Annotated in this window: 25 protein-coding genes; 17 read left to right on the top strand and 8 right to left on the bottom strand. The window is 60.2% G+C overall.

Annotated features, from left to right (window positions below; all coding sequences use genetic code 11):
• Nucleotides 1-80 precede the first annotated feature (80 nt).
• The 15 genes from AACW30_RS31415 to AACW30_RS31345 all read left to right on the top strand — a co-directional run bounded on the left by AACW30_RS31415 (nucleotide 81) and on the right by AACW30_RS31345 (nucleotide 14,314).
• Nucleotides 81-296: a DUF1127 domain-containing protein gene (locus AACW30_RS31415; protein WP_003214752.1), complete on the top strand. Its 216-nt coding sequence runs from the start codon at nucleotides 81-83 to the stop codon at nucleotides 294-296.
• A gap of 262 nt (nucleotides 297-558) precedes the next feature.
• Complete coding sequence (locus AACW30_RS31410; RefSeq protein WP_119741354.1) at nucleotides 559-738, top strand: DUF1127 domain-containing protein; 180 nt, start codon at nucleotides 559-561, stop codon at nucleotides 736-738.
• Nucleotides 739-897: 159 nt separating this feature from the next.
• Complete coding sequence (locus AACW30_RS31405) at nucleotides 898-1,218, top strand: DUF2388 domain-containing protein (protein WP_106576061.1); 321 nt, start codon at nucleotides 898-900, stop codon at nucleotides 1,216-1,218.
• Nucleotides 1,219-1,323: 105 nt separating this feature from the next.
• Nucleotides 1,324-1,632 (top strand): DUF2388 domain-containing protein, encoded by a 309-nt coding sequence (locus tag AACW30_RS31400; protein ID WP_106576060.1) that lies wholly within the window; start codon nucleotides 1,324-1,326, stop codon nucleotides 1,630-1,632.
• Between the two features lie 26 nt (nucleotides 1,633-1,658).
• Nucleotides 1,659-1,979 (top strand): DUF2388 domain-containing protein, encoded by a 321-nt coding sequence (locus AACW30_RS31395; protein ID WP_106576059.1) that lies wholly within the window; start codon nucleotides 1,659-1,661, stop codon nucleotides 1,977-1,979.
• Nucleotides 1,976-3,937, top strand: a complete 1,962-nt coding sequence (locus tag AACW30_RS31390) for a DUF7844 domain-containing protein (protein WP_106576058.1) — start codon at nucleotides 1,976-1,978, stop codon at nucleotides 3,935-3,937. The genes AACW30_RS31395 and AACW30_RS31390 overlap by 4 nt, the downstream gene beginning before the upstream one ends.
• Nucleotides 3,938-4,211: 274 nt before the next feature.
• Entirely contained in the window at nucleotides 4,212-5,519 is a 1,308-nt protein-coding gene (locus AACW30_RS31385; RefSeq protein WP_106576057.1) for a CitMHS family transporter, read from the top strand.
• Between the two features lie 65 nt (nucleotides 5,520-5,584).
• Nucleotides 5,585-6,352: a TerC family protein gene (locus AACW30_RS31380; RefSeq protein WP_106576056.1), complete on the top strand. Its 768-nt coding sequence runs from the start codon at nucleotides 5,585-5,587 to the stop codon at nucleotides 6,350-6,352.
• 210 nt (nucleotides 6,353-6,562) lie between these two features.
• Nucleotides 6,563-8,221: a Na/Pi cotransporter family protein gene (locus AACW30_RS31375; RefSeq protein ID WP_106576055.1), complete on the top strand. Its 1,659-nt coding sequence runs from the start codon at nucleotides 6,563-6,565 to the stop codon at nucleotides 8,219-8,221.
• A 57-nt stretch (nucleotides 8,222-8,278) separates the two neighbouring features.
• Nucleotides 8,279-9,661 (top strand): M16 family metallopeptidase, encoded by a 1,383-nt coding sequence (locus AACW30_RS31370; protein WP_106576054.1) that lies wholly within the window; start codon nucleotides 8,279-8,281, stop codon nucleotides 9,659-9,661.
• A gap of 70 nt (nucleotides 9,662-9,731) precedes the next feature.
• Complete coding sequence (locus AACW30_RS31365) at nucleotides 9,732-10,763, top strand: DUF5924 family protein (protein ID WP_106576053.1); 1,032 nt, start codon at nucleotides 9,732-9,734, stop codon at nucleotides 10,761-10,763.
• Nucleotides 10,764-10,817: 54 nt separating this feature from the next.
• Nucleotides 10,818-11,966, top strand: a complete 1,149-nt coding sequence (locus AACW30_RS31360; protein WP_179610089.1) for an ABC transporter permease — start codon at nucleotides 10,818-10,820, stop codon at nucleotides 11,964-11,966.
• On the top strand, nucleotides 11,963-12,766 hold the full coding sequence (locus tag AACW30_RS31355) for an ABC transporter ATP-binding protein (RefSeq protein ID WP_106576051.1): 804 nt from the start codon (nucleotides 11,963-11,965) through the stop codon (nucleotides 12,764-12,766). The genes AACW30_RS31360 and AACW30_RS31355 overlap by 4 nt, the downstream gene beginning before the upstream one ends.
• A gap of 1 nt (nucleotide 12,767) precedes the next feature.
• Nucleotides 12,768-13,706: an MlaD family protein gene (locus tag AACW30_RS31350; RefSeq protein ID WP_119741342.1), complete on the top strand. Its 939-nt coding sequence runs from the start codon at nucleotides 12,768-12,770 to the stop codon at nucleotides 13,704-13,706.
• Nucleotides 13,703-14,314 carry an ABC-type transport auxiliary lipoprotein family protein gene (locus AACW30_RS31345; protein ID WP_119741340.1) on the top strand — a complete coding sequence of 204 codons (612 nt, stop codon included), beginning with the start codon at nucleotides 13,703-13,705 and terminating at the stop codon, nucleotides 14,312-14,314. Before AACW30_RS31350 ends, AACW30_RS31345 begins: the two co-directional genes overlap by 4 nt.
• 103 nt (nucleotides 14,315-14,417) lie before the next feature.
• Here the strand turns inward: AACW30_RS31345 and AACW30_RS31340 are convergent, their stop codons facing one another.
• The 5 genes from AACW30_RS31340 to AACW30_RS31320 all read right to left on the bottom strand — a co-directional run bounded on the left by AACW30_RS31340 (nucleotide 14,418) and on the right by AACW30_RS31320 (nucleotide 18,804).
• Nucleotides 14,418-15,647: a nucleoside recognition domain-containing protein gene (locus AACW30_RS31340; protein ID WP_106576048.1), complete on the bottom strand. Its 1,230-nt coding sequence runs from the start codon at nucleotides 15,645-15,647 to the stop codon at nucleotides 14,418-14,420.
• Between the two features lie 97 nt (nucleotides 15,648-15,744).
• The gene (gene gltP / locus AACW30_RS31335; RefSeq protein ID WP_106576047.1) at nucleotides 15,745-17,076 is read right to left on the bottom strand and encodes a glutamate/aspartate:proton symporter GltP; all 1,332 of its coding nucleotides are present in this window, start codon (nucleotides 17,074-17,076) and stop codon (nucleotides 15,745-15,747) included.
• Between the two features lie 730 nt (nucleotides 17,077-17,806).
• Nucleotides 17,807-18,274, bottom strand: coding sequence for an inhibitor of vertebrate lysozyme family protein (locus AACW30_RS31330; protein ID WP_119741338.1), 468 nt, complete (start codon nucleotides 18,272-18,274; stop codon nucleotides 17,807-17,809).
• A 2-nt stretch (nucleotides 18,275-18,276) separates the two neighbouring features.
• Nucleotides 18,277-18,441 (bottom strand): DUF1328 domain-containing protein, encoded by a 165-nt coding sequence (locus AACW30_RS31325; RefSeq protein ID WP_003170804.1) that lies wholly within the window; start codon nucleotides 18,439-18,441, stop codon nucleotides 18,277-18,279.
• A gap of 78 nt (nucleotides 18,442-18,519) precedes the next feature.
• Nucleotides 18,520-18,804, bottom strand: coding sequence for a hypothetical protein (locus AACW30_RS31320; RefSeq protein WP_106576045.1), 285 nt, complete (start codon nucleotides 18,802-18,804; stop codon nucleotides 18,520-18,522).
• A 392-nt stretch (nucleotides 18,805-19,196) separates the two neighbouring features.
• Here AACW30_RS31320 and algB point away from each other — a divergent pair, with 392 nt between their 5' ends.
• Complete coding sequence (algB, locus tag AACW30_RS31315) at nucleotides 19,197-20,543, top strand: sigma-54-dependent response regulator transcription factor AlgB (protein WP_078740007.1); 1,347 nt, start codon at nucleotides 19,197-19,199, stop codon at nucleotides 20,541-20,543.
• Nucleotides 20,544-20,553: 10 nt separating this feature from the next.
• Complete coding sequence (locus AACW30_RS31310; RefSeq protein ID WP_106576044.1) at nucleotides 20,554-22,341, top strand: KinB sensor domain-containing domain; 1,788 nt, start codon at nucleotides 20,554-20,556, stop codon at nucleotides 22,339-22,341.
• A gap of 3 nt (nucleotides 22,342-22,344) precedes the next feature.
• Here the strand turns inward: AACW30_RS31310 and AACW30_RS31305 are convergent, their stop codons facing one another.
• The 3 genes from AACW30_RS31305 to AACW30_RS31295 form a co-directional block, all read right to left on the bottom strand.
• A complete protein-coding gene (locus tag AACW30_RS31305) occupies nucleotides 22,345-23,121 on the bottom strand; it encodes an N-acetylmuramoyl-L-alanine amidase (RefSeq protein WP_200624193.1) in 777 nt (258 codons plus the stop codon).
• Between the two features lie 88 nt (nucleotides 23,122-23,209).
• Nucleotides 23,210-25,255, bottom strand: coding sequence for a GGDEF domain-containing protein (locus tag AACW30_RS31300; protein WP_200624192.1), 2,046 nt, complete (start codon nucleotides 25,253-25,255; stop codon nucleotides 23,210-23,212).
• Nucleotides 25,252-26,130: an endonuclease/exonuclease/phosphatase family protein gene (locus AACW30_RS31295; protein ID WP_200624191.1), complete on the bottom strand. Its 879-nt coding sequence runs from the start codon at nucleotides 26,128-26,130 to the stop codon at nucleotides 25,252-25,254. The genes AACW30_RS31300 and AACW30_RS31295 overlap by 4 nt, the downstream gene beginning before the upstream one ends.
• Nucleotides 26,131-26,134: the final 4 nt, after the last annotated feature.

The raw sequence follows: 26,134 nt of genomic DNA, 5'->3' as shown, positions 1-26,134 counted from the left end.
ACAGAGTCTTGCGCCGGAGGAGGATCATTGGCATCAGTTAAACCACTACCTAATCCCGCCACAAGCGGAAGGATGTCATCATGGAACGTACACTCAGTTCCGATCTGTTCTTCGAAGAAAAAGCTGTAAACACCCAGGCTTCCCTGCCTTTGCGCGTTCTCGCCAACCTGATGTTGTGGCAGCGCCGCATCTCCAGCCGCCATCAACTGGCTCGTCTGGATTCGCGTCTGCTGGCTGACGCCGGTATCAGCGAAGCTCAACGCTACGAAGAGCTGAGCAAGCCGTTCTGGCGCTAATTGGCGCCCGCTGGCCCTGACCCACCGGGTCCACTGCCAGCACCCTGATTTGTCAAAGCAAAGCCCGCCCCGGGTAACCGGAGGCGGGCTTTGCTGTTTCTGGATTTCGGTTCTTGCATCGCTAAACAGATGAGCTGTTTCGCGACCAGTACAGTTTAAAAAATACTACAGTTAAGCAGTACAATTTAGACTTGGTGTATCTGTATTGGTATCAAAGACGCGCCCACCATGGAGTTTCACTCCCTCATGAAAGGCCATCCCCATGCGCGCCTCGTCCAGTAAACGACTGCTTATTCGTACCGCCAGTGCCCTGGCTCGATGGGCTAAACAGGCCTATGAGCGCCAACAACTGGCCCAACTCAGCGCTCGGGAGCTGTCGGACGCAGGCATCAGCCAGGGCGACCGGATCGCCGAGCTGTCCAAACCGTTCTGGCGCGACTAAACCGCTGTGAGGCTTTCCGAATAGATAAACGGCAGCTTAAGATCGCGTCATCACGTGGCGAACCTTGTAGAACCGACGTCTGATGCTCAATTGCAACAACGTCGGTTTCACGGTGGCCGCTTTGCGCCGCTTTATTTGTTCATCTACAGGAGTCATTCCATGTCCCGTCTTCGCCTGCTGAGTGCTGCAGCCCTGTTGGCCGTGGCTGCCAATGCCAACGCAAGCAGCCTTATCGTGACCACCGATTCGATCGTCGGCGCGCTGAAAGCCACCTCCGATGCCAGCTCGGATGCTACCTCCTCCCTGCGTGACAACAAGGTCGTCCAGGCCGCTCGCGATGACGCCGCCAGCTTCGTTGCCAGCGAAGGTGCCATCCGTGGCGTGAAGCTGGAAAGCGCCCTGGCCCAGATCCGCCAACAAGCCCCGCAACTGAATGCCGCGAGTGACACGCAGCTCGCCCAAGCGATCCTGGCTATCTGACGCAGATCGACATAAAAGCGCGCCAGCTGCTACCTGATGTGTCAGCGCTGGCTCTCGCCCGGGCGTTGCGCTAGCCTTGGCGCTCGCTTTCAGTTGTCGAGTCTCATGGTTTTTTCATACCGCCTGTTGATCGTTCCCGTATTATTTTCCGTCTGCTGGTCACCCTTGGCTTCGGCCTTTGATGTGTCCACCCAGAGCACCGTCATCAGTGCCTACGCCACCAGCAAGGTGACGTCAGCGCCCTTTGACAGAAAGTTGGTAATGGCCGCCCAGGATGACGCTGCCGCTTTTATCGCCACTGACGGCCAATGGCGGGGCGCTCGTCTGGAATCCGCGCTGGATTATCTGCGCCGCACCCAGCCAAAACTTCATGCAAGCGACCTTGAACTGGCGCAAGCAATTCTCGTCCAATAATCATCTTTGTATTTTGGAGTTATTCCATGCGTAGCCCGCTGATCGCCGCCGCTCTCGGCCTGCTGTTGTTGGCCGATGTCGCCCACGCGCAAACCTTGAAGGCCACCAGTAACATCGTCGTGCGTGCCTCGGCCCGCACCATTGACTTCACCTCGGACACCACCACGTCCATACGCGACTCCAAAGTCGTACGCGAAGCCCACGACGACGCCGCTAGTTTCGTCGCCACCAATGGCGAGATCCGTGGCGCGCAATTGGAAGCCGCCTTTGACACCCTGCGAACCCGCGTGCCGCAAGCTCGCGATGCCAGTGACCAGACGCTCGCCGAAGCCATCCTCGCTCTGTGAGGCGCCTGGTCGCCTGGCTATTGGCCGGGACTGTGCTGCTCTGTGCAGGCGCAGCCCAGGCCAGCCTGCAACTGCGGCTCAAGACCGATGGCTTGAGCCCGGCCGAACAGCAGGCCAGCCAGGCATTGCTTGATGAAGCGATGCGCGCCTTGCCGCCGCGCTTTGTCGAGCAACTGGACCGACGCATCGATGTCGGCTGGACCGACAAAATGCCTGAAAACGCCTATGGTCAGGCCTCACTGGTGTCCGAGCTTGATCTGAATCAGAACCTGCTCGCCAGCCTGACCGACGGCAGCGCCGCCACCCAAAAAACCAATCGCCCACACGGCACTGTGCGCCGCGAAATGCTCGCCACCGTGCTGCATGAGCTGACCCACATCTATGACCGTGCGCGCCTGTGGTCCAAAGACGACCGCGCGCTCATCCAGCGGTGTAGCCGCCAGAACAACATCACCGGCCTGATCGGCCTGCCCGATCAATGCCGTGGCCAGAATGATCGCCGCTTTACCTTGAGTGACGACCCGCGCCTGCTGGACCTCGCCGGCTGGCCGCAATACGTGGGCCGTCGCGGCGAGCGTGAACAACACAACCACCAGGTTGCCCGTAGCCCGGACATCTACGAAACCACCAGCCCGCTGGAGTTCGTGGCGGTCAACATGGAGTACTTCCTGCTCGACCCGAGCTACGCCTGCCGTCGCCCCGCGCTGTTTCGCTACTACAAGGAACACTTCGGCTGGGCGCCGCCCGAGCAAGACACCTGCGCCAAAACCTACGCCTTCCTGAATGCAGGCAACGATTTCGCCAAGACGCCACTGGGCCAGATCGATCCGGAGCGCGTGTACGAAATCGACTACCTGCTGGCCGAAGCCAATCAGAACCTGGTCAGCCGCTGGGGCCACAGCATGTTGCGCCTGGTGATCTGCGCGCCCGGTCGCCCGCGCGGCCCGGATTGCCGCCTGGACCTGGACCAACACCTGGTCCTGTCCTACCGCGCCTTTGTCGGTGACGTACAGCTGTCGAGCTGGGATGGCCTGGTTGGCAAATACCCGTCACGCCTGTTCGTGCTGCCCCTGGCCCAAGTCATCGACGAATACACCAAGACCGAACTGCGCGGGCTGGCATCCGTACCGCTGAAACTCACCCGCCAAGAGATCAACGACACCGTCGAGCATGCCGCCGAAATGCATTGGAGCTACGACGGCAACTACTTCTTCATCTCCAACAACTGCGCGGTCGAAAGCCTCAAACTCCTGCGCAGTGGCAGCGCCAACCCACAGCTGACCGGGCTGGACAACATCACCCCCAACGGCCTGCTGGAAGTGCTCAGTGCACGCGGCCTGGCCGACACCAGCGTCCTCAAGGACAAACGCGAGGCACTGCGCCTGGGTTATCACTTCGACTCGTTCCGCGAGCGTTACCAGGCGATGTTCGATGTCCTGCGCAAACACTTGCCGATCAAGCAGACCGAGGTCGAAGACTGGCTGTCCCTCAGCGCAGAAGAACGCCGCCAATGGTTCAGCCAGGCCGACCTGCGCACCAGCGCCGCGCTGTTGCTGCTGGAACAGGCGAGCTATCGCAAACAGCTGATGCTGGCCCAGGACGAAGTCAAACAACGCTACCTCGGTGCTCGCGAGCTGAAAAACGGCGGCATGGAAAAAGCCAACAACACCCTGCAACAGATCCTCGCCAACAGCGGCTTCCTCAGCCGCCCGGCGGAGCTACTGGGCAGCAGTGGCTACGGCCTGCCACAACCGTCGGAATCCAAACGCCTGGAATCGGAAAGCGCCGAGCGCCAGAAGCAGCTGCAATCTTTGACCGGCGATCTGGATAAAGAGGTGAGGGTGCTGCTCGAACCTTCCCGCGCCGCCGAAATTGCCGCGTGTGAAGCCAATCTCAAACAGGTGGGCGAGCACCTGAGGGCGCTGCACAAAGCGGCGGGGGGCCTGGAGCTTCCATAATTCGCCCCACACAAGCTAACTCGCCCTACAGAAGAACCAGAAAAACCTCTCATCATCTGATTACACAGCGAAAGCTGGCTGAAAGCTTCCACGTCTAGGATCGCCACCACTGTCGGCAACAGACCGGCTGTTAACAACAACAATGGTGATTCCCGATGTCCGCTCGTCCTTGCCTTTTCGCTCCAACTCCACCCGTACGCCACGTGCCTTTCGTACTGCGCTGACCCCAAACCGGTTCGCCATTCCCTAGCCGCGCTACGCCTGGAGTATTCCTATGCTGACTTTCCTTGGCTTTGCCATGGTCATCACGTTCATGTTCCTGATCATGACCAAGCGCCTTTCCGCGCTGATTGCCTTGATCATCGTGCCCATCCTGTTCGCCCTGTTTGGTGGCTTTGCACCCGAGATCGGGCCGATGATGCTTGCGGGCATCACCAAGCTTGCGCCGACCGGCGTGATGCTGATGTTCGCCATTCTGTACTTTGCCCTGATGATCGACTCCGGTCTGTTCGACCCGGCCGTGCGCAAGATCCTCAAGATGGTCAAGGGCGACCCGCTGAAAGTGTCGGTCGGTACCGCCGTGCTGGCACTGGTGGTGTCTCTCGACGGTGACGGCGCTACCACCTACATGATCTGCGTCGCCGCCATGCTGCCGTTGTACCAGCGCATCGGCATGAGCCCGCGGATCATGGCCGGCCTGATCATCCTCGCCGGTGGCGTAATGAACATGACGCCATGGGGCGGCCCGACCGCCCGCGCCGCCAGTGCGCTGCACGTAGACCCCTCGGATATTTTCGTACCGATGATCCCGGCCATGGCCGCCGGCGTCGTGGCCATCCTGGCGATTGCTTATATGTACGGTAAACGCGAACGAGCGCGCCTGGGCGAACTGCACCTGCAGGGTGACGAGATCGACCACAGCGAGATCAGCGTGTCGCAGTTCCCGGATGCTCGTCGTCCGAAGCTGATCTGGTTCAACGGCGCCCTGACCTTTGCCCTGATGTGCACCCTGATCGCCGGCTTGTTGCCGCTGCCAGTGCTGTTCATGGTGGCGTTCAGCATCGCGATGATCGTCAACTACCCGTGCCTGCAACAGCAGAAAGACCGCGTCGCTGCCCACGCAGGCAGCGTACTGGCGGTGGTGGGGCTGATCTTCGCTGCCGGTATTTTCACCGGCATCCTGTCGGGCACCGGCATGGTCGACGCCATGTCCAAAAGCCTGCTGGCGGTCATTCCTGAAGCCATGGGCCCTTACCTGGCGGTGATCACCGCGCTGGTGAGCATGCCGTTTACTTTCTTCATGTCCAACGATGCGTTTTACTACGGCGTACTGCCGGTACTCGCCGAAGCCGCCAGCCACTATGGCATCACTGCCGTGGAAATGGCCCGCGCGTCTATCGTCGGCCAACCCGTGCATCTGCTCAGCCCGCTGGTCCCTTCGACCTACCTGCTGGTAGCCCTGGCCGGTATCGAATTTGGCGATCACCAACGCTTTACCCTCAAGTGGGCAGTGCTGGTATGCCTGTGCATAATGTTCGCCGCTTTGCTGATGGGGATTTTTCCGCTGTTCAGCACTCTATAATCGTACCCACTCACCCGCGCGGCGCTGCAGCTTGCGCGGTTTAACATTTGCTCAAAGGAATACACATGGAATGGCTGACCAATCCGGAAATCTGGATTGCCTTCTTCACCCTGACGGCCCTCGAGATCGTCCTGGGCATCGATAACATCATCATGATTTCGATCCTGGTCAGCCGCATGCCCAAGCATATGCAGGCGCGCACCCGGATCTTCGGCCTGGCCCTGGCCATGGTCACGCGAATCCTGCTGCTGCTGTCGATCACCTGGGTCATGCAACTGACCGCCGACCTGTTCGTGGTCTTCGGCCAAGGCATTTCCGGCCGCGACCTGATCCTGTTCTTCGGTGGCCTGTTCCTGCTGTGGAAAAGCTCCCAGGAGATGTACCACGCACTGGAAGGCGAAGACGAAACCCACGACGAGCCGAAAGGCGCCGGCGGCAAGTTCATCTACACCATCATTCAGATCGCCATCATCGACATCGTGTTCTCGCTGGACTCGGTGATTACTGCGGTTGGCATGGTTTCTCACGTGCCGGTGATGGTGGCAGCGATCGTGGTGGCCGTTCTGGTGATGATGCTGGCTGCCGGCACCATCAGCGAATTCATCGACAAGCACCCGTCGCTGAAGATGCTCGCGCTGTCGTTCCTGCTGGTAGTGGGTACGGTGCTGATTGCCGAATCCTTCGACGTGCACGTGCCAAAAGGCTACGTCTACTTCGCCATGGCGTTCTCGCTGGCGGTGGAAGCGATCAATATCAAGATGCGCACCGCCATCGCGAAAAAGAAGAAACAGCAGGATCCAGTGAAACTGCGCAAGGACATTCCGGGTCAATAACACCGACCCGCTGCTGAAAAGGGGCTTTCGAGCCCCTTTTTTTCATCTGCAAAAAACTGATTTCATGACAGTTTTATTTCAAACACGACTTTAGCTATGCGATGCTGGCGCGCAGCCCATTCGCCAACTACAGCTTAAGTACAAGACGTAGAGCGGCACGCGGCAATTCTTATTTGCTCTTTTTGAGCTAACCCACACGGGGGGCCGAGCATGCTGACCTTGCTCAATCTGCTTTCCGCCGTGACCCTGCTTATCTGGGGCACGCATATCGTCCGTACCGGCATCTTGCGGGTCTACGGCTCCAACTTGCGCCAAGTCATCGGGCAGAACATGTCCAAGCGCTGGCTGGCGTTTGTCGCCGGTATCCTGGTGACGGCCATGGTGCAAAGCAGTAACGCCACGGCAATGCTGGTGACATCCTTTGTCGGCCAGGGCCTGATGGGGCTCACGCCTGCCTTGGCGACCATGCTCGGTGCCGACGTCGGTACAGCGTTGATGGCGCGCGTGCTGACCTTTGACCTGTCCTGGCTGTCGCCGCTGCTGATTTTTCTCGGGGTGATTTTCTTCCTGTCGCGCAAACAGACGCGAGCAGGGCAGATGGGCCGCGTCGGCATCGGCCTGGGCCTGATCATTCTGGCACTGCAACTGATTGTCGAAGCCGCCGGGCCCATCACCCATGCCCAAGGCGTCAAAGTGCTGTTTGCCTCGCTGACCGGCGACATCCTGCTGGATGCCCTGGTCGGTGCATTGTTCGCGATGATTTCCTACTCCAGCCTGGCTGCCGTACTGCTCACGGCAACCCTGGCCGGGGCGGGCGTGATCGGCCTGCACGTGGCCATCGGCCTGGTGATCGGCGCCAACATCGGCAGTGGCGTGCTGGCGTTTCTCAGTACCAGCATGCAAAACGCGGCCGGTCGGCAAGTGGCACTGGGCAGCCTGCTGTACAAACTGATCGGCTTGCTGCTGATCATCCCGGTGCTCGACCCGCTCGTAGGCTGGATGGACGGCCTGGACTACAGCGCCCAAGGCATGGTCATTACCTTCCACCTGCTCTACAACGTCAGCCGCTGCCTCATCCTGCTGCCGACGATCGGCCCAATGGCGCGCTTGTGCGCCTGGTTACTGCCGGAACAAGCCGAGACCAACGGCAAAGCCAAACCGCGCCATCTCGACCTTGCCGCACTCGACACCCCAAGCCTGGCATTGGCCAACGCCGCGCGCGAAACCCTGCGCCTGGGCGACCTGATCGACAACATGCTCACCGCAATGCTCGAAGTGTTGCGCGGCAAGCAAACCGCCATCACTCAGGAAATGCGCAGCCTCAGTGACGACGTTGAAGCCCTGTACAGCGCGATCAAGCTTTACCTGGCGCAAATGCCGCGTGAAGACCTCAGCGAACAGGACAGCCGTCGTTGGGCCGAGATCATCGAACTGTCGATCAACCTGAAACTGGCTGGCGACCTGATCGAGCGCATGCTGCGCAAAGTCCAGCAGCAGAAAACCTCGCAACGTCGGCAGTTCTCCGAAGTAGGCCTGGAGGAGCTGGCCGGCCTGCATACCCAGCTGATTGCCAACCTGCGTCTGGGCCTGTCGGTGTTCCTCAGTGCCGACCCGGAAAGCGCCCGCCAACTGCTGCGCGAGAAGCGCCGCTTCCGCGCTCAGGAACGCCGCTTGGCTCACGCCCACGTCAGCCGTCTGCAACGCAAGATCGTACAGAGCCTGGAAACCAGTTCCCTGCACCTGGAGCTGATTGCCGACATGAAACGTCTCAACTCGCTGTTCTGCAGCAGCGCCTACGTCGTGCTCGAAACGTCCGACACCGGCGCACTCTCGGCCGAAGATATCGCCGACATCACCCATTCACCCTGAACGTACGACGGTGAGTGAAGTCAGTTAACAGTGGATCTCACTCGCCAGGAAGCTGTTATGCGTCGCCTGTTATTCGCCTGCCTGCTCATGGGCTCGGCACATACCTTTGCCTTTGACCGCCTGCAAGTCGAGGGCTACACCTTGCCCAACGGCCTGCAATTGCTGCTCAAACCGGGCACCGAGCGCGGGCACGTGGCTATCCGCCTGGTGGTAGGCGTAGGCCTGGATGACTTCCCTTGTGAAGAAAAAGAGCTGCCGCACCTGCTCGAACACGTGTTGTTCAGTGGCATCGATGGCGGCGGCGAAGGCGACCTCGAAGAACGCATGCAGGCCTTGGGCGGCGACTGGAACGCCTACACCAGCAACGCCGACACCACTTTCGTGATTGAAGCGCCCGCGCAAAACCAGCGCAAAGTGCTGGATTTGCTGTTGGCCATCATCACTCGCACAGAACTGACCGACGCCAACATCACTGCGGCCAAGCGCGTGGTCGAACGCGAAGACGGCGGGCATTACTCGCACCTGCAACGCCTGCTCGACCGCCAGGACCTTGGCCACACCGCCAGCAACCAATTGGCCGTCGAGCTAGGGCTCAAGTGCGCTGAACGCGCCGAGGTCGACCACTTGACCCGCGATCAATTGCAAGCGCTGCGCAAAAACTGGTATGCGCCCAACAACATGACCCTGATCATTGTCGGCGACCTCGACAAACTGCTGCCGGCCTACCTGGAACGCACCTACGGCCAACTTGATCCGATCGAGCCGAGCGAGCATTTGCCACTTCCGGAAATCCAGCACGCCGCCGCCAGCCATCGCGACCTGATCCACGGCTGGATCGGTGACAGCGCCAAACTGCACTGGCTGTTCCCGGAACCGGTACTGGACGACCAGCATGATGAAACCTACGACCTGCTCAAGGACTACCTCGACTGGGCGCTGTACCGCCAACTGCGCCTCAAGCACGGTTTGTCCTACGGCCCCTGGAGCGAGCGTGAAGTGCTCGGCGGCGTCGGTTTCCTGAGCCTGAATGCCGACCTTGAGCGCGAAAACCTGCCGCAAGCCGAACAGGTGCTGCAAGCGCTCAAGGCGCAACTGCTCAAGGACGGCCTCGACGCGGCCACCTTCGCCCGCCTGCAGCAAGCTGCCATCGCGCGCCAGGCGTGGGCCGTGCAGGGCAACAGTGCGTTGGCCGATTACTACTGGAGTGCATCCGGCGACTACGCCGACGGCCACTTCAGCGACCCGGTCAAACGCATCAAGGCCGTCAACCTGAAGCAGGCCAACCAGGCCATGCGCCAACTGTTTGACCAGGCGGGTTACTGGCGTATCGAAAAACCGCTGCTGAGCTACGACAGCCTGACCTGGATCGGCGCGGGTGTGCTCGGGTTGATCGCCATTGTGTTGGGCGGCCTGCGGCTTTATCGCAAACGGATCGCGTAATGAGGCACCGAACACAGGGCTAAGACGCTATTCTGTCTGGGTTTTTTCCTACACACATTGTGGATCGCTCATGCCAAAGCTGCCGCCCCTTATCCAGCGCATTCTCGTCCTGATCAAGCGCTACCCTGGGGTCATCGCACTCGGCGGCTTTATCTCGGGTGTGTGCAGTTTCATGCTGGTGGATCGCCAACAGGGCATGGCCAGCTGGATCGCCGTGATCATGCTGGTGAGCTGGCTGTGGCTGATGCTGGAAAACAGCTTCACCCAGCTGTTCGCCAAGGTCTTCAAACGCGAAATCCCCGAACCCCTGCTGCGCTACGCCACCCAGATGATCCACCAGGAAAGTCTGTTTTTTGTGCTGCCCTTCTTTTTCGTCACCACCACCTGGAACAGCGGCCAGTCGGTTTTCACCGGCCTGCTCGGCGCGGCGGCACTGGTGTCGATCACCGACCCGCTGTACTACAAATGGCTGGCGCCGAAACGCTCGCTGTTCCTGGCGCTGCACACACTGACCTTGTTCGCCGCGCTGCTCACCGCGCTGCCGATCATCCTGCACCTGACCACCGCTGAAAGTTACAAATTGGCGCTGGGTGTGGCCATGGCGCTGTCGATCCCGAGCCTGGCGGTCAGCTTGCCGCTGCGCAGCTTCAAAGGTTGGGCGATGCTGCTGGGGGTGACCGCCGCCATCGGCTGCGCCGGCTGGTTCCTGCGCACGTGGGTACCGCCGGCCACGCTGTGGATGACCGAAGTGGCGATCAGCACCCAACTGCAGGACCGGACGCCCGGAGATGACCTCAAGGAAGTCACCGCCGCCCAACTGCGCAGTGGCGGGCTGTACGCCTACACCGCGATCAACGCGCCGCGCGGGCTGGATGAGCGGATTTACCATGTGTGGAAGTTCAACGGCAAAGAGGTCGACCGCATTGCCCTGGATATTCACGGCGGGCGCGACGAAGGCTACCGCGCCTGGACGCACAAGCAGAACTTCCCCGCCGATGCGGTAGGCCGCTGGCAAGTGCGGGTGCTGACGGAGGACGGACAGGTCATTGGCGTGCTGCGCTTCAAAGTCACTGACACAGCACAAACGGACACGCCAAAGTAGGCCGTATCGTGCTATTACGTAGGAATTCTGGATAGCCAAACAAGCTCGGAGCTTATGACCACCAGTACTACGGCGGGCGCCGCCCATCTCGACACGACCACCGCTCCTCCGTTACTCAGGATTACGGGGGACTGGACGCTTGCTCACTATGCAAACCTGAAGCAGCTGTCGGCCACACTCGACGGCCAATACGACGCCGGCGCACGCATCGACCTCAACGGCCTGGGCGCCCTGGATACCGCGGGCGCGTCGCTGCTGGTTGAGCTGCTGGGGCCCGACCGTATCGAGCAATCGGCCGAACAGACCGATTGCAGCTTGTCCGCCGCCGACCGCGCACTGCTCAAGACCGTCTACCGCTCGCTGAATGATTTTTGTGTGCCGGACAAAGCCCCGGAAGAGGCCGCCGGTATCCAGGTGCTGGCGCGCATCGGCCGCGCGGTGGACACCGTGTGGCAAGACAGCAAGAAGCTGCTCGGCTTTATCGGTTTGATCCTGGAAACCTTTGCCCGCGGCATCTTGCGCCCCAAGCGCTGGCGCATTACGCCAATGGTCGCGCATATCGAACAGACCGGCCTCGACGCCGCCCCCATCGTGGCCTTGCTGACCTTCTTGGTCGGCGCAGTGGTGGCATTTCTCGGCGCTACGGTGCTCAAGAGTTTCGGCGCAACCATTTTTACCGTGGACTTGGTGGCGTTCTCTTTCCTGCGTGAATTTGGCGTGCTGCTCACTGCAATCCTGATCGCCGGCCGCACTGCCAGTGCCTTCACCGCGCAAATCGGCTCGATGAAGGCCAACGAAGAAATCGACGCCATCCGCACCCTGGGCCTGGACCCGATGGAGCTGCTGGTGTTGCCGCGCGTGATGGCGCTGCTGGTGTCGCTGCCGATGCTGACCTTTCTGGCGATGCTCTCGGGGATTGTCGGCGGCGGCGTGGTGTGCGCGGTGGCACTGGATATTTCACCGGCGATGTTTCTCTCGCTGCTGCAATCGGACATCGGTGTACAACATTTTCTGGTGGGCATGGTGAAAGCGCCGATCTTTGCCTTCCTGATCGCCGCGATTGGCTGCCTCGAAGGCTTCAAGGTCAGCGGCAGCGCCGAATCGGTCGGCGCCCACACCACCTCCAGCGTGGTGCAATCGATTTTTGTGGTGATCGTGCTGGACGCGGTTGCCGCGCTGTTCTTTATGGAGATGGGCTGGTGAGTCGTCTACACCGAGCGCCCACCGAGGCGGTGATCGAAGTGCGCGGCCTGTGCAACCGCTTTGGCAGCCAGAGCGTGCACGAGAACCTCGATCTGGATTTATACAAAGGCGAGATCCTCGCGGTGGTGGGCGGTTCCGGCAGCGGCAAGTCGGTGTTGCTGCGCAGCATCGTCGGCCTGCGCCGGCCCAGCGAAGGCGAGGTGCGGGTGTTCGGCAAGAACCTGCCGAGCCTGCCGGAACAGCAACGCTCACAGGTGGAGCGACGCTTTGGCGTGCTGTTTCAGAAGGGCGCGCTGTTTTCGTCGCTGACCGTCACCGAAAACGTCGCCCTGCCGCTGATCGAGCACGCGGGCCTCAGCCGCGCCGATGCCGAGCACCTGGCCGCAGTCAAGCTTGCCCTTGCGGGGTTGCCGCTGTCGGCGGCCGACAAATACCCGGCGTCGCTCTCCGGCGGCATGATCAAGCGTGCGGCCCTGGCCCGAGCCCTGGCGCTGGACCCGGACATCCTGTTTCTCGACGAACCCACCGCCGGCCTCGACCCGATTGGCGCGGCGCAATTCGACCAACTGATCCTGACCTTGCGCGATGCGCTGGGGCTGAGCGTGTTCCTGGTCACCCACGACCTCGACACGCTGTACACCATCACCGACCGTGTGGCGGTGCTGGCGCAGAAGAAAGTGCTGGTGGCCGATGCCATTGATGTCGTCTCGGAAACGAACGACCCCTGGATTCACGAATATTTCCACGGCCCCCGCGGCCGCGCGGCATTGGATGCCGCTCAATCGCTCAACGAGGTATGACATGGAAACCCGAGCCCATCATGTGATGATCGGTCTGTTCAGCGTAATCGTGGTGGTCGGCGCGATGCTGTTTGGCCTGTGGCTGGCCAAGTCCAGCGTCGACAGTGCCTTCCAGGATTATGAAGTGGTGTTCAACGAGGCGGTCAGCGGCCTGTCGCAAGGCAGCTCGGTGCAGTACAGCGGGATCAAGGTGGGTGACGTCACCAGCCTGCGCCTGGACCCCAACGACCCGCGCCGCGTACTGGCACGTATCCGCCTGGCCGGGCAGACGCCGATCAAGGAAGACACGCAGGCCAAGCTGGCCCTGACCGGCATCACCGGCACCTCGATCATCCAGCTCAGCGGCGGCACACCGCAAAGCCCGGAGCTCAAGGGCAAGGACGGCAACCTGCCGGAAATCATCGCCTCACCATCCCCGATCGCGCGCCTGCTCAATAACAGCAACGACCTGATGACCAGCATCAACCTGCTGCTGCACAACGCCAACCACATGTTCTCCCGGGAGAACGTCGAGCGCCTGAGCAACACGCTGGACAACCTGCAACAAACCACTGGCGCCATCGCCGAGCAACGCGGTGACATCAAGGTGGTGATGCAGCAATTGATGCAGGTGAGCAAACAGGCGACTGCCGCCCTGGAGCAAACCACCGTGCTGATGCGCAACGCCAACGGCCTGTTGAACGATCAAGGCAAGCAAGCCTTCGGCAGCGCCGAGCAGGCAATGAAATCGCTCGAACAAAGCACCGCAACCATCAACACCTTACTGACCAATAACAAGGACTCGGTGAACAGCGGCATGCAGGGCCTCAACGAACTGGCGCCGGCCGTGCGCGAACTGCGCGAAACCCTGGGTTCGCTGCGCGCCATCTCCCGCCGCCTGGAAGCCAACCCCAGCGGCTACCTGCTGGGTAGCGACAAGAATAAGGAGTTCACGCCATGAAGCGCGCTTATCAACTGATCGCCCCTGTGGCCTTGGTGCTGGTCGGCGCCTGCTCGATTTTGCCCAAGCCCGACCCTTCGGACGTGTACCGCCTGGCTTCGGCCCAGACGACCACCCAAGGCGCGCCGGTGAGCTGGTCGCTGCGCGTGAGCAAGCCGCAGAGCAGCGAGTTTCTCGACAGCCCGCGCATTGCCGTGGTGCCCAACGGTGACCTGATCAGCAGCTATGCGAACTCACGCTGGAGCGACCCGACGCCGGTGTTGCTACGCAACCGGTTCATGGACGGTTTCCAGCGCGATGGGCGGGTGACGCTCTTGAGTACCGACGAGACCAACTTGCAGGCCGATTATGAGCTGGGCGGGCAATTGCAGGCGTTTCAGAGTGAGTACCATGGCAGCGCGGTGGAAGTGCTGATCCGCCTGGATGCGCGGTTGGTGCGCGGGAGTGATCAACGGATTATTGCCAGCCGCCGGTTTGAGGTGAGACAGCCAGTGGGTGACACCAAAGTGCCGGCGGTGGTTGCCGCGTTTGGGCAGGCGGGGGATCAGTTGAATAGGCAGGTGGTGGATTGGGTGGTGCAGCAGGGCCAAAGTGCTGCGAAACGCTGAGGGCTTCTTCGCGAGCAAGCCCGCTCCCACATTTGACCGCGTTTATTCTGACGAAATGCGTTCGAATGTGGGAGCGGGCTGGCTCGCGAAAGCGGTGTGAGCCTTAACCGAAGAACCAATAGCACACCGCAATCGCCGCCACGACACCGGCAAACTCTGCCAGCAACGCACACCCCACCGCATGCCGCGCCCGCTGGATCCCCACCGAGCCGAAGTACACCGCCAACACGTAGAAGGTGGTTTCGGTACTGCCCTGAATCGTCGCCGCCACCAATGCCGGGAAGCTGTCCACGCCCTTGGTTTGCATGGTCTCGATCAGCAGCGCCCGCGCGGCACTGCCGGAGAAGGGCTTGACCATGGCGGTCGGCAACGCGTCGACAAAACGCGTGTCCATGCCCGTCCACGCCACCAGGTGGCGAATGCCTTCAAGGCCGAAGTCCAACGCACCCGAGGCGCGTAACACGCCCACCGCGCACAGCATCGCCACCAGATACGGCAGCAGGTTCTTGGCAACGTCGAAGCCCTCTTTGGCGCCTTCGACGAACGCCTCGTATACCTTGACCTTGCGCAGCGCACCGATCAGCAAAAACAGCATGATCAACCCGAACAGCGTCAGGTTGCCAAGGATCGATGACAAACCGGCCAGCGCCGTGGCGGACAAGGTCGCCAGCAACGCCATAAAGCCACCGAGGATCAATGCGCCGGGCACCAGGTAGGCCAGCACCACCGGATCCCACAGCCGCAGGCGCTGCATCACCGCCACCGACAATAGGCCAACCAGGGTCGAGGCGCTGGTTGCCAGCAGGATCGGCAGAAACACCAGCGTCGGGTCCGCTGCGCCTTGCTGGGCGCGGTACATGAAGATGGTCACCGGCAACAGCGTCAGCGAAGACGCATTCAGCACAAGGAACAGAATCTGCGCGTTACTGGCGGTGTTGGGGATCGGGTTGAGTTCCTGCAGCGCCTTCATGGCTTTCAGGCCAATCGGCGTGGCGGCGTTGTCCAGCCCAAGGCCATTGGCGGCGAAGTTGAGGGTGATCAAGCCAATGGCGGGGTGGCCGGCCGGCACTTCCGGCATCAGGCGGCGAAACAGCGGGCCGAGGGCCTTGGCCAACCAGTCGACAATCCCGGCTTTTTCGGCGATGCGCAAAAAGCCCAGCCATAAGGTCAGGGTGCCGAACAGCAGCACCATGACTTCCACCGACAATTTGGCCATGGCGAAAATGCTTTCCACCATCGCCGCAAAAATCCCGGCATTACCGCCAATCAGCCATTGCGCCAGTGCTGACACCATTGCCACGACAAAGAAGCCAAGCCACAGGCCATTAAGCATCTGTTGAATCCCCCGAAAGATGGGGCGAATGATAGCGGGGCTGGCAGAAACGACAAACCCCGGAATTTTCCGGGGTTTGTGTTCACGCCGCGGGCTATCAGCCGCGGGTGGCTTGGGTGGCTGGCGAGGCCTCTTTGCTGCGCCAGTGCGGCAGGGAGTTCCAGTAGCGCTCGCCTTTGGCGTCGTCGTACATGCCTTCCCAACGGGAGATGACCAATACGGCCAAAGCGTTGCCGATCACGTTGAGTGCGGTACGCGCCATGTCCATCACACGGTCGACACCGGCGATGAACGCCAGGCCTTCCAGCGGAATGCCCACGCTGCCCAGGGTAGCCAGCAAGACGACGAAGGACACACCCGGCACACCGGCGATACCTTTGGAGGTCACCATCAGGGTCAGCACCAGCATCAGTTGCTGGCCGATCGACAGGTCAATGCCGTACAGCTGGGCGATAAAGATCGCCGCGATGCTCTGATACAGGGTCGAACCGTCGAGGTTGAACGAGTAGCCGGTCGGTACCACAAAGCTGCAGATGGCCTTCGGCGCGCCGTAAGCTTCCATCTTCTCGATGACGCGCGGCAGCACGGTTTCGGAACTGGCGGTGGAGTAGGCCAGTACCAGCTCATCCTTGAAGATGCGCATCAGCTTGATCACCGAGAAGCCGAACAGGCGAGCGATCAGGCCCAGCACCACGAAGGCGAAGAACAGAATGGCGACGTAAACCAGAATCACCAGCTTGGCCAGCGGCAGCAACGAGGCGAAGCCGAAGTTGGCGACGGTCACCGCGATCAAGGCAAATACGCCGATCGGGGCGTACTTCATGATCATGTGGGTGACTTTGAACATGCTCTCGGAGACGCCCTGGAACATTGTGACCAGAGGCTCGCGCAGTTCCGGCTTGAGGCTCGACAAGCCGAGGCCGAACAGCACCGAGAAGAAGATGATCGGCAGCATGTCGCCACGGGCGACGGCGGCGAAGATATTCGAAGGAATCAGGTTGAGGATGGTCTCGATGAACGCATGCTCATGCTGCACTTCGGCAGCGGTGGCGGTGTACTTGGAGATATCGACGGTACCCAGGGTACTCATGTCGATGCCAGCGCCTGGGTGGAACAGGTTGGCCAACAACAGGCCGACCACGATGGCGATGGTGGTGACCACTTCGAAGTAAAGGATGGTTTTGACGCCGATGCGACCGAGCTTCTTCGCGTCACCCACGCCGGCGATGCCAACGATCAGTGAGGAAATCACAATCGGGATCACGATCATCTTGATCAGGCGGATAAAGATATCGCCCGCCGGCTGCAACACATTGCTGATCCACCAAGCTTTTTCAGCACTGAAATGGTTGAGCACTGCACCGATTGCGATCCCCAGCACCAAACCGATGAGGATCTGCCAGGCGAGGCTTAGCTTTGCCTTCTTCATGTCATTACCCTTACTTCAAGTGGACTTAAGGCAAATGCGCCATCTGGAACGCTCGGAAGCGAAAAAGTGTGTGCATCTGCCTCCGTAGAAGGTCACCGCAGCGTGGCCGAAATGGCTTACTGGCAGGCGAAAAAAGGCGCAACTATTCCCATGCAAGGGGGCGACGTCTAATGCCGTAAACGCCTACCCTATGCCGAATCGGCATGGCTTTTTTTGAAAATAGTTGTCTGAACGGTCAGTTCGATTCCGCCATTCAACCCGGTGAATATGCCGTGAACCGGCCACTAGCGGCTCGCTCAGAGATGTTGGACGTCTGTGAGCTACTGGCAAAAATGCCTGGAATTAGATGGGGTTGGCGTCCGAAGAGTCCTATAGCGCGAGCATAATTTTCTAGATAGAAGGTCGCACCGACACACCAAGTAATAGTTAGAAAGAGGCGAGATAGAAAATAGCGACTATGGGCGACATAAAAGAGGGTTAATGCGCGCGATAAGCCCGCCGCAAGTTCATCAAGCTTGAGGACTTGTGAACTTGCGTCGCAGCTTTTCGCCTGACCCGGCCCTTGCGCAGGCACTCCCTGTACCCGTAGGTCACGCCGATCCGAATCGATCAGAGCAACCCGGCCCCCTGGTCATGCATCACTCTTGGCGAGTGATGCAGACAGAAAGAAGCAAAGGGGCCTCTTTCTATGGACGCCGGCTCCGTTGACGACAGATGCGTCAGACGGAACCTAGTACCAATTCGGATCTTTCTTAAGCTGTTCCATCAGCAGTTGTTTCATGCCTTCGTTCGGTTTACCGATAAAACGGTAATCGGCGTGCCGCGTCGGGGATTTGTCTGCCGGCAAACCGGCCGGCACTTCAACCAACATGGCGTAGGCGTCTTCCTTGTCGTAGCTGAAGGCGACGATCAGGCGCTTGTTCAGGCACGTGTCTGCGGTCTCGCAGAGTGGCCCGACCAGGTATTTGTCGCCATCTTCTTCCACGGCATTCATTTGTTCGGCCGTACCGGACAGGTTCATCACCCATTCCGGCAGGCGCTGTTCTTTCTTCACCACGCTTTGCCAGGTTTCGCGGTATTGCTTGTCCGCACTGAGCAATTCGTTAGCCCGGGATTGGCCGTCGTTGGCGGCCATCGCCAGGCCGCTACCGCCCAGAATCAGAGCGGCAGCACAGGCTTTGATAAACAAAGTGGTCATATTCAGCCTCGGCCGCGACGACCAAAGAAGAACGAAGCGATGAACATCACCAGGAAGACCACAAACAGAATTTTTGCGATACCCGTGGCGGTGCCCGCGATACCACCGAAGCCCAGGACTGCAGCCACAATGGCGATGATCAGAAATGTGATTGCCCAACTCAACATGGTGATTCTCCTTACGCTTTTATAGGGGTAACAGCGGTAGTGCCGTGCAGCCGCTCAACACAAGCGACCTTTTGTTGCCTAGAACACCCAACGTTCTTGAGCAGGCAACTCGCCAAGAGTCGAATCCTGGTCTGCCACTCTCAATTGCGGGGCGGTAACGTCGGCAGCCACGCTGCTGACGGAACTGAAATGGTGCTGGGTCATTACCGGACGTTCGAATTGCAGGGTTTGCTGCTGACTCTGCTGCCAATGCTGGAACTGCTGGCCCGCAATCAACGTGACCATCAAGGCCAGGCTGGCAAACAGACCTTGCTGCAAGCGCAGTGGCGATACACGCAATTGGCTGAGGCTTTGGCGAGTCATGCTGCATTTCTCCCGCATTCTGATTATTCGGTCATGACACTGTTGAGAGGGATATTGCAGGGCGCGTGCCAGTTTTTTTACAAAATAAAACTCAATAAAATCAATAGGTTAACAATACATCTCGGATCGACAGCCCAGCATCCTGCACGATGCCCCTATCCAGGCCGTGCGAAATGCACGATGGTCAGTGGTGGGGTCAACGGATCGAAAAGAGAAATAGCGTTGCCGAAGTGGCTACTAGGCATGAAAAGGCCATCAAATCGCGCGTTTGTAGGAGGTTGTGCAGATACCTGCCCGAAGATGGCTTTTATCGATCAGAATAAACCATGCAACTTGCCCGATTATTCCGGGACTAAACACCATCATTCATAGTTAAGGGGAGCGCGGGACAGATGGAATCAGCCAAGGAACTTCAAGGCCGCATTCTTTTAGTGGATGACGAATCCGCGATCCTTCGCACCTTCCGTTACTGCCTGGAAGATGAAGGCTACACCGTAGCCACCGCCAACAGCGCTGCGCAGGCGGATGCGCTGATGCAGCGCCAAGTGTTCGACTTGTGCTTCCTGGACCTGCGCCTGGGCGAGGACAATGGCCTGGACGTGTTGGCGCAGATGCGCATCCAGGCGCCGTGGATGCGCGTGGTGATTGTGACCGCACACTCGGCCGTGGATACCGCAGTAGACGCGATCCAGGCTGGCGCCGCCGATTATCTGGTCAAGCCCTGCAGCCCAGACCAACTGCGCCTCGCTACCGCCAAGCAATTGGAAGTGCGCCAACTCTCCGCTCGCCTCGAAGCACTGGAAGGCGAAGTTCGCCAGCCAAAGGATGGCCTCGACTCCCACAGCCCGGCGATGATGGTAGTGCTGGAAACCGCGCGCCAAGTCGCGGGCACCGACGCCAACATCTTGATCCTTGGTGAATCAGGCACAGGTAAGGGTGAATTGGCCCGCGCCATTCACGGCTGGAGCAAGCGCTCGAAGAAGTCCTGCGTGACCATCAACTGCCCATCACTGACGGCAGAGCTGATGGAAAGCGAACTCTTCGGTCACAGCCGCGGCGCCTTTACCGGTGCCAGCGAAAGCACCTTGGGCCGAGTCAACCAGGCGGATGGCGGCACGCTGTTTCTCGACGAAATCGGCGATTTCCCCCTCACGTTGCAACCAAAGTTGCTGCGCTTCATTCAAGACAAGGAATATGAACGCGTGGGCGATCCGGTCACCCGACGCGCCGATGTACGCATTCTCGCGGCGACCAACCTCAACCTGGAAGACATGGTGCGCGACGGCCGCTTCCGTGAAGATTTGCTTTACCGCCTGAATGTCATCACCTTGCACTTGCCACCGCTGCGTGAGCGCAGTGAAGACATTCTGACGTTGGCCGACCGCTTCCTGGCGCGCTTCGTCAAGGAATACGCCCGACCGGCACGCGGCTTCAGCGATGAAGCGCGCGAAGCACTGCTCAACTACCGCTGGCCGGGGAATATCCGAGAACTGCGAAACGTTGTGGAGCGAGCCAGCATCATCTGCCCTCAGGAAAAGGTTGAAATCAGCCACCTCGGGATGGCCGAGCAGCCGACCAACAATGCGCCGCGCATTGGTGCGGCGCTGAGCCTGGATGAGCTGGAGAAAGCCCACATCGGCGCGGTACTTGCCACCAGTGACACGCTGGACCAGGCGGCCCGCACTCTCGGTATCGACGCGTCGACCCTGTACCGCAAACGTAAACAGTACAACTTGTGAGCTGTACCCTATGAAGCTAGCGATGAAACTGCGCACTCGTTTGTTCCTGAGTATCTCAGCGCTGATCACCGTCGCCCTGCTGGGACTGGTCCTGGGACTGGTCAGTGTCATGCAAATGGCCAAGAGCCAGGAGTCGCTGATCCGCAGCAACTTCATCACCTTGGACCTTGGCCTCAAGCTGCGTCAGACCCTGGGTGACCAGTTGATCCTGATGCTGCAGGAGCAACCGGACCCCGAGGTACTGAAAACTTCAAAAGAGCAATATTTCGCCTTGCTGGATGAGGGCATCGCCCATGAACAGCAAGACGGCAAGCTCAGCGGGTTCAGCCAGGCACGCATTGACTACCTGAACTTCCTCAAGGCATTTGACGAAGCCCAGCAAAGCCCACTGGCAAATAGCAAAGACCCGAAGCTGACCGAAACCTTCAACGCCTTGCGCAATGGCCTGATCGCCGAGCACAAGCACGCGCTGGAGAATATCAACGAGAGTGAACACAAATCCCGCGACCGGGCGCTGCTGATTGCCGGTCTTCTGGGCCTGGTCGGGCTAGCAGTGTTGATCATCGGCTTCATCACTGCACACGGTATCGCCCGACGCTTTGGTGGCCCCATCGAAGCCTTGGCCAAAGCCGCCGACAAGATCGGGCAGGGTGATTTCGAAGTGACGCTGCCCATCTCGTCTGCCGCGGAGATGAACCAGTTGACCCGCCGCTTCGGCATCATGGCCGAAGCGTTGCGCCAGCATCAGGCAACCAATGTCGACGAACTGCTGGCCGGCCAGCAGCGTCTGCAAGCGGTGCTCGACAGCATCGACGATGGCCTGCTGATGATCGACCGCCAAGGCCGCCTCGAACACCTCAACCCCGTAGCACAGCGCCAGCTGGGCTGGGACGAGGCACGGCTGGGGCAGGGTTTGGGCGAAGCGTTGGGTCGCCCGGAAATGGATGAGCAGCTGCAACTGGTGCTGCGCGGCGGCAACCTGGAGCGGGCACCTGAGGACTTGGAAGTGGAGGTCGAGGGCGAATTGCGCCTGCTGACCTACAGCCTGACGCCAGTCAGTCATACCCAGGGGCATATTCTTGGGGCGGTGATGGTGCTGCACGATGTGACCGAGCAGCGCGCTTTTGAGCGCGTGCGTAGCGAATTCGTCTTGCGCGCCTCCCACGAACTGCGTACGCCCGTCACCGGTATGCACATGGCCTTCGGGCTGTTTCGTGAGCGCGCGAAGTTTCCCGCAGAGTCCCGTGAAGCGGACCTGCTGGATACGGTTAATGAAGAAATGCAGCGCTTGATGCAGTTGATCAACGACTTGCTCAACTTCTCGCGCTACCAGAATGGCCTGCAAAAACTCACGCTAGGGCCGTGCGATGTCACCGATCTGCTGGAGCATGCACGAGCCCGCTTTACCGAGCTGGCAAATGCTCAGCACATCGAACTGCTGGTGGAAGCCCAATCTGACTTGCCCAGGCTGTACGCAGACCAGGCCCAGCTTGAGCGCGTACTCGACAACCTTTTAGGCAATGCATTGCGACATACCGCCGATGGCGGGCAAATTCGCCTGCAGGCGCGCCGTCATGGCGAACGGGTGATTATCAGCGTCGAGGATAACGGCGAAGGTATCGCCTATGGCCAGCAAGGACGTATCTTCGAACCTTTCGTGCAGGTTGGACGCAAGAAAGGCGGCGCCGGCCTGGGGCTGGCGCTGTGCAAGGAAATTGTGCAACTGCACGGCGGGCGCATGGGCGTCTACTCGCGGCCGGGGCAGGGCACGCAGTTCTACATGGCGCTGCCGCTTTAGCGCCTAACTCCGGTTCAATGCGCGCAGGATCGCAGCGCTTTCGGCATCCGGCGTGCCATCAAACAGCGATGGCCGGAAATGCATCTGGAACGCCGCGATCACATGCCGAGTGGCAACATCCAGCTCGCCGGTCTGTGGTGTCTGATAGCCCAACCGCGCCAACTCTTCCTGGAACCAGGTGATGCTCGGCAGGTTAGCGGCGTACTGCGTCTGGAATCGAGCGACGGCCTGCGCATTCGGCCAAGCTCCCAGCCCCTCAGCTGCCAAGCGCTTCCACGGGAACAACGGGCCCGGATCGAGCTTGCGCAGCGGCGCGATATCGCTATGACCAATGATGTTCTTGGGGTCGATGCCATTGCGCTTGCTGATGTCCTTGAGCAACACCACCAACGACTGCACCTGCGCCTCGGAATACGGGTACCAGACGCGGCCAGTCGGCGTGTCGCGATAACCCGGGTTGACGATCTCGATACCAATGGAGCTGGAGTTGAGCCACGTACGGCCCATCCACTCGCTTTCTCCGGCGTGCCAGGCGCGTTGGCTCTCATCCACCAGCTTATAGATGGTGCCTGAAGCATCGTCGCCGATCAGGTAATGACTGCTGACCTGGCCATGCGTCAATAGCGCCAGGGAGCGTTCAAGGTTGGTGGAGGTGTAATGGACGACAACGAACTGCACACGATTGTCGTGATTGAGCGAAGGATGGTTGGTGTCCAGGCGAGGGCCGCTCGCGCAGCCGGCGAGCAAGAACAATACGAAGGCGAGGTAAAAGGATTTCATGGCAGAAGACATTACGCTGAAGACGATAATGCAACAGTGTAACGTACGGATTGTGCCTGAGCGGTCAAATTACAAAATGGAACATCTTTTACGCCGCCTGCACCTGATTACGTCCCGCCGCCTTCGCTCGATAGAGCGCTTCGTCGGCACGCTTTAGCGCCAAGTCACTGCGCTCACCCGGCTGGAACTGCGCCACACCCATGGACACCGTTATCGTCACCGGTTCGCCCTTGAAATGGAAAGGGCAGGCCTCGATAGCCGCGCGTAACACCTCACCCACGCCCAAGGCGTCCGACAAAGCGGAGTCAGGCATCAGCAATACAAACTCTTCACCGCCAAACCGCGCGATAAAGTCAGTCGGGCGCAGGTACTTGCGCAACACATTGGCGATGATCTTCAACACTTTGTCGCCCGCCAAGTGTCCGTAGCCGTCATTGACGCGCTTGAAGTGATCAAGGTCCAGCATGGCCAGCGACAGGCTGTTGCCGCGCTGGTGCCAGGCGTTGACTTCGTGGTCCAGACGCTCGCTCCAGGCTGCCCGGTTGGGCAGGCCGGTGAGCGGATCGATCAACGCCTTCTGGCGCTGGACTTCCAGATGCTCGCGATACCCTTGGGCTTCCTGCTCCATATTCGCCACCCGCTCAGCCAGCCCCTTGAGGCGCGCCGCCACTTCCTGCTCTCGCTGATCACGCTGCTGCTGATGTTGATCCATGGTGCCGAGCAGGCCTTCAAGGTGGCTCTCTAGCACGTGCTTGAGGCTGTCCAGGTCGGCCGCCTCCTGCACGCTGCTTTGCAGGCCGTCGACTTGTTCACGAATCTGCGTGTCCAGCTCACGCGCGGCCGAGCGGCTGTCAGCGTGACCATCACTGGCTACTTGCAGATGGCCCTGGAACGCTTCGAGGCGCTCATTGAGCTGTTTGAGGTAAGCCTCGAACTCGTGCTGGCCACTGTCGGTGATCGCCAGCATCAACACCGCCAAGTCATCGAGAATCGGCAGCAGTTCGTACCAGTTCAAGCCATGAGCCAGGCGTTCGCGCATGGCCTCAGCCTGGGGACGGTGACGCTCGGGCAGTGACAGGTCTTCCAGCAGGCCAAGCAAGGTGTCTTCGATGTGCTTGGCAACCGAGCTGTACGAAGGTTCGGGCGAGTCGGGGAGTGCGTAGACGCCATCCGATTCCAACGCATCGGGGTCAGGCTCCAGACCTTCCAGCACAGGCGGGAGCGACAAGCTGCCAATGGCGGTTTCGTTTGGAGTGTCGACCTCGACCTGCGCCTCTTCGATAAAGGCGGCGAGTGCGCTTTCTGGGGCGGTTTCTTCTATCAGCACCTCCACCGCTTCAGGTTCAGGCACCTCGACAGGCCCCTCTGCAGCCGGTGCCTCGAAGGCAAAGGTTTCGCCGGCAACCTCCGCCACTTTGACAGGCACAACGTGTTCGGGTTGTGACGCTGCCGGCGTTTTCGGCAGTGGCGCAAAGGCGCGCAAGGCTTGGGTCAGTTCTTCGGATTGCTCCGGTTCCTGAGGCTCAGGGGCGAGCTTGGGCGCCGTGGATTTTGGCGCAGCCGACGCTGGTGCAGCTTCAACCACCGGCGCTTCATTCGAACCCTCTTTCGCGCCAAACAGGCGTTGCAGCAAACCCGGCCCAGGGCGCGGGGTTTCGCCATCCGAATCCAGGTTATTCAGCGCCTGCCCTTGCAGGCTGCTCAGCTCGCTGAGCAACAATGGAATCTCGCGTGCCTGGCCGACTCGCCCCTCCAGTTGCTTGGCAAAGGTTTTCAGCGGGCGTGCGACTTCACGCGGCAGCGGCAGCTTTTGCAACTGCGCGACCAGGGCCGTGAGCGCAGTGCTGATCTGGTCGACCCGGGTTTCGCGGCGCTGTTCTGAATCCAGCACGGCCTTTTCCAGGCGCGGCAGCAAGGCTGCGAGGGCCGCGTCCATGTCGTCGGTACGCACGACGTCGCGCATCTCTTTCATGCATTGGTCAACCGCGCGATCGGTGCCCTCAGCCGCCAGCGTGCTGCGCACCAGGCCTCGACGTAACAAGTCGAGGCGGGCAGCCCAGCGACGTTCGAGCTTGTCTTGCTGCTCGACGCTTTTCAGGTATTTCTCTTTCCAGCGCTGGGCGTCGTCGCTCATGCAATGGGTCCGCGAGGGCCTGGGCTCAACGCGGGTAATGCATCAGCCGTAAGCGAACCCGGCAGACGAATCTCTACCGCGACGGGCAGGTGATCGGAGATGGGCTGCGCCAGTACTTGCACACTTTCGAGTGTGAGTGTCGGACTGAGCAGGATGTGGTCGAGACAGCGTTGCGGGCGCCAACTGGGGAACGTGGCTTCGACTTGCGGCGCCAGCAACCCGAGGTCCCTCAACGGGGAATTCTGCAACAGGTCGTTGGCATGGGTGTTCATGTCACCCATCAGTACCTGGTGCTTGTAGTTGCCAATTAATTCACGAATGTAGGCGAGCTGCAGGTTGCGCGTACGCCCCCCGAGTGCCAGGTGCATCATCACCACCACCAAGGCTTCGGGGCCTTCGCCGAAACGCACGAGGATCGCCCCGCGCCCTTTGGGGCCTGGCAAGGGGTGATCTTCGATGGCAGTCGGCTTCAAGCGGCTGAGCACGCCATTGCTGTGCTGCGCCAGACGCCCGAGGTTGCGGTTGAGTTGCTGATACCAGTACGGGAACGCGCCGAGCTGGGCCAGGTGTTCCACCTGGTTGATGTAGCCGGAGCGTATGCTGCCGCCGTCAGCTTCCTGCAGGGCGACCAAATCGAAGTCGTTCAGCAGGTTGCCGATTTTTTGCAGGTTAACGGCACGCCCATTGTGGGGCAGCAAATGCTGCCAGCCACGGGTGAGGTAGTGCCGATACTTTTCAGTGCTGATGCCCACCTGAATATTGAAGCTGAGCAAGCGCAAGCGGCTATCTGCCGGAAGGCCTGTGGATTCCAGGTGATGCTCGTTGACCTTCGCATCATGCAGGCCAACGACACGTTCGGTACCCCAGCGGCGCATGGTA

Source organism: Pseudomonas sp. MF6747, from assembly GCF_963890955.1.
Classification (GTDB): Bacteria; Pseudomonadota; Gammaproteobacteria; order Pseudomonadales; family Pseudomonadaceae; genus Aquipseudomonas.
This window is presented reverse-complemented; position numbering and strand designations above follow the sequence as displayed.

Bases quoted from the DNA above. Each gene is read 5' to 3' on its own strand.
- AACW30_RS31395 (WP_106576059.1), top strand. From the start codon at position 1,659: ATGCGTAGCCCGCTGATCGCCGCCGCTCTCGGCCTGCTGTTGTTGGCC.
- AACW30_RS31305 (WP_200624193.1), bottom strand. From the start codon at position 23,121: ATGAAATCCTTTTACCTCGCCTTCGTATTGTTCTTGCTCGCCGGCTGC.
- gltP (WP_106576047.1), bottom strand. From the start codon at position 17,076: ATGAAGAAGGCAAAGCTAAGCCTCGCCTGGCAGATCCTCATCGGTTTG.
- AACW30_RS31410 (WP_119741354.1), top strand. From the start codon at position 559: ATGCGCGCCTCGTCCAGTAAACGACTGCTTATTCGTACCGCCAGTGCC.
- AACW30_RS31345 (WP_119741340.1), top strand. From the start codon at position 13,703: ATGAAGCGCGCTTATCAACTGATCGCCCCTGTGGCCTTGGTGCTGGTC.
- AACW30_RS31325 (WP_003170804.1), bottom strand. From the start codon at position 18,441: ATGTTGAGTTGGGCAATCACATTTCTGATCATCGCCATTGTGGCTGCA.
- AACW30_RS31375 (WP_106576055.1), top strand. From the start codon at position 6,563: ATGCTGACCTTGCTCAATCTGCTTTCCGCCGTGACCCTGCTTATCTGG.
- AACW30_RS31415 (WP_003214752.1), top strand. From the start codon at position 81: ATGGAACGTACACTCAGTTCCGATCTGTTCTTCGAAGAAAAAGCTGTA.
- AACW30_RS31400 (WP_106576060.1), top strand. From the start codon at position 1,324: ATGGTTTTTTCATACCGCCTGTTGATCGTTCCCGTATTATTTTCCGTC.
- AACW30_RS31300 (WP_200624192.1), bottom strand. From the start codon at position 25,255: ATGAGCGACGACGCCCAGCGCTGGAAAGAGAAATACCTGAAAAGCGTC.
- AACW30_RS31380 (WP_106576056.1), top strand. From the start codon at position 5,585: ATGGAATGGCTGACCAATCCGGAAATCTGGATTGCCTTCTTCACCCTG.
- AACW30_RS31365 (WP_106576053.1), top strand. From the start codon at position 9,732: ATGCCAAAGCTGCCGCCCCTTATCCAGCGCATTCTCGTCCTGATCAAG.
- AACW30_RS31350 (WP_119741342.1), top strand. From the start codon at position 12,768: ATGGAAACCCGAGCCCATCATGTGATGATCGGTCTGTTCAGCGTAATC.
- AACW30_RS31370 (WP_106576054.1), top strand. From the start codon at position 8,279: ATGCGTCGCCTGTTATTCGCCTGCCTGCTCATGGGCTCGGCACATACC.
- AACW30_RS31320 (WP_106576045.1), bottom strand. From the start codon at position 18,804: ATGACTCGCCAAAGCCTCAGCCAATTGCGTGTATCGCCACTGCGCTTG.
- AACW30_RS31385 (WP_106576057.1), top strand. From the start codon at position 4,212: ATGCTGACTTTCCTTGGCTTTGCCATGGTCATCACGTTCATGTTCCTG.
- AACW30_RS31330 (WP_119741338.1), bottom strand. From the start codon at position 18,274: ATGACCACTTTGTTTATCAAAGCCTGTGCTGCCGCTCTGATTCTGGGC.
- AACW30_RS31340 (WP_106576048.1), bottom strand. From the start codon at position 15,647: ATGCTTAATGGCCTGTGGCTTGGCTTCTTTGTCGTGGCAATGGTGTCA.
- AACW30_RS31405 (WP_106576061.1), top strand. From the start codon at position 898: ATGTCCCGTCTTCGCCTGCTGAGTGCTGCAGCCCTGTTGGCCGTGGCT.
- AACW30_RS31295 (WP_200624191.1), bottom strand. From the start codon at position 26,130: ATGCGCCGCTGGGGTACCGAACGTGTCGTTGGCCTGCATGATGCGAAG.
- AACW30_RS31310 (WP_106576044.1), top strand. From the start codon at position 20,554: ATGAAGCTAGCGATGAAACTGCGCACTCGTTTGTTCCTGAGTATCTCA.
- algB (WP_078740007.1), top strand. From the start codon at position 19,197: ATGGAATCAGCCAAGGAACTTCAAGGCCGCATTCTTTTAGTGGATGAC.
- AACW30_RS31360 (WP_179610089.1), top strand. From the start codon at position 10,818: ATGACCACCAGTACTACGGCGGGCGCCGCCCATCTCGACACGACCACC.